The sequence below is a fragment of the Thalassospira sp. MIT1004 genome, assembly GCF_001858545.1.
Classification (GTDB): domain Bacteria; phylum Pseudomonadota; class Alphaproteobacteria; order Rhodospirillales; family Thalassospiraceae; genus Thalassospira; species Thalassospira xiamenensis.
Map to the genome: position 1 here is coordinate 1 of NZ_MCAO01000024.1, position 2,500 is coordinate 2,500.

Annotated in this window: 2 rRNA genes (1 of these 2 cut by a window edge); both read right to left on the reverse strand. The window is 54.0% G+C overall.

The window, feature by feature from the left end:
• Window positions 1–30: 30 nt before the first annotated feature.
• Window positions 31–145 (reverse strand): 5S ribosomal RNA (rrf, locus tag BC440_RS11475).
• A gap of 113 nt (window positions 146–258) precedes the next feature.
• A 23S ribosomal RNA gene (locus tag BC440_RS11480) occupies window positions 259–2,500 on the reverse strand; it runs 508 nt beyond the window's last position.

A 2,500-nucleotide genomic window follows, 5' to 3' on the forward strand; every position in this document is an offset into this window, starting at 1 on the left:
TGATTAGGGAATATTTGCTGTGTTTTGAAGGCCCGGCGGTGACCTACTCTCCCGTGCCTTAAGACAAAGTACCATCGGCGCAGGCAGGTTTCACTTCTGAGTTCGGGATGGGATCAGGTGGTTCCCGGCCGCTATGGCCACCGGGCCGTCGAAACACAGCGAAGAGATCGGAGTTTTTGTGATGCGATATTGGTTGATTGCGTATTTGCGGGTTTTACCGCTGCGCAAGAAGTCAGAATGTTCAATTAGCAAGAGGGATCAATCAAGCCGATCGATCAATTAGTACTGGTTAGCTTCACGTGTTGCCACGCTTCCACACCCAGCCTATCAACCTGGTGGTCTTCCAGGGATCTGATAGGGATACCTAGTCTTGAAGGGGGCTTCCCGCTTAGATGCTTTCAGCGGTTATCCCTTCCGCACTTAGCTACCCGGCGATGCTCCTGGCGGAACAACCGGTACACCAGAGGTGCGTCCATCCCGGTCCTCTCGTACTAGGGACAGCTCTTCTCAAGTATCCTACGCCCACGGCAGATAGGGACCGAACTGTCTCACGACGTTCTAAACCCAGCTCACGTACCACTTTAATTGGCGAACAGCCAAACCCTTGGGACCTGCTCCAGCCCCAGGATGTGATGAGCCGACATCGAGGTGCCAAACACTCCCGTCGATGTGGACTCTTGGGGAGTATCAGCCTGTTATCCCCGGCGTACCTTTTATCCGTTGAGCGATGGCCCTTCCACGCGGGACCACCGGATCACTATGACCGACTTTCGTCTCTGCTCGACTTGTCAGTCTCGCAGTCAGGCAGGCTTTTGCCATTGCACTCTTAAGCTGATGTCCGACCAGCCTGAGCCTACCATCGCGCGCCTCCGTTACTCTTTGGGAGGCGACCGCCCCAGTCAAACTACCCGCCATGCAGGGTCCCGGATCCGGATAACGGACCTCGGTTAGATATCAGGAAGCAAAAGGGCGGTATCTCAAAGGTGGCTCCACCGAAGCTGGCGCTTCGGGTTCATAGCCTCCCGCCTATTCTGCACATTCACATCCTGATACCACTGCAAAGCTGTAGTAAAGGTGCACGGGGTCTTTCCGTCTGACCGCGGGTACTCCGCATCTTCACGGAGAATTCAATTTCGCTGAGTCGATGTTGGAGACAGTGGGGAAGTCGTTACGCCATTCGTGCAGGTCGGAACTTACCCGACAAGGAATTTCGCTACCTTAGGACCGTTATAGTTACGGCCGCCGTTTACCGGGGCTTCAATTCAATGCTTGCACATCTCCTCTTAACCTTCCGGCACCGGGCAGGCGTCAGACCCTATACGTCGTCTTGCGACTTCGCAGAGCCCTGTGTTTTTAGTAAACAGTCGCCACCCCCTGGTCTGTGCCCCCACCGTAAAGTTGCCTTCACGGTGGGCCCCCTTCTCCCGAAGTTACGGGGGCAATTTGCCGAGTTCCTTCAACATCGTTCTCTCAAGCGCCTTGGTATATTCAACCTGCCCACCTGTGTCGGTTTCGGGTACGGTCCATATGTGAGAGTTATTTCCTGGACCTCCTTGGCAGCATCTCCAATCCAATAAGGAGACACAACTTCCAGAGGCCGTCACTTCTCACGGGTACAGGAATATTAACCTGTTTCCCATCGACTACGCGTTTCCGCCTCGTCTTAGGGGCCGACTCACCCTGCGCGGATTGGCCTTGCGCAGGAACCCTTGGGCTTTCGGCGAGGGAGGTTCTCACTCCCTTTGTCGCTACTCATGTCAGCATTCTCGCTTCCGATACCTCCAGCATACCTTACGGTACACCTTCACAGGCTTACGGAACGCTCCGCTACCACTTGTTCAATAAAGAACAAATCCGCAGTTTCGGTGTGTGGCTTGAGCCCCGGTACATCTTCGGCGCGGGACAGCTTATTTAGACCAGTGAGCTGTTACGCTTTCTTTAAACGATGGCTGCTTCTAAGCCAACGTCCTGGTTGTCTTGGCCGTCCTACATCCTTTCCCACTTAGCCACAACTTTGGGACCTTAACTGGCGGTCTGGGCTGTTTCCCTCTCGACCACGGACCTTAGCACCCGTAGTCTGTCTGCCAGATAGTACTCATCGGTATTCGGAGTTTGATTAGGTTTGGTAAGCCGGTAAGGCCCCCTAGCCCATTCAGTGCTCTACCCCCGATGGTATTCGTCTGACGCTCTACCTAAATAGATTTCGCGGAGAACCAGCTATCTCCAGGTTTGATTGGCCTTTCACCCCTAACCACAAGTCATCCCCGTCTTTTTCAACAGACGTGGGTTCGGTCCTCCAGTGACTGTTACATCACCTTCAACCTGCTCATGGCTAGATCACCTGGTTTCGGGTCTAATCCCACAAACTCAATCGCCCTATTCAGACTCGCTTTCGCTGCGCCTACACCTAACGGCTTAAGCTCGCTTGTAAGACTAACTCGCTGACCCATTATGCAAGAGGTACGCTGTCACCCCATAAAGAGGCTCCAACTGCTTGTAG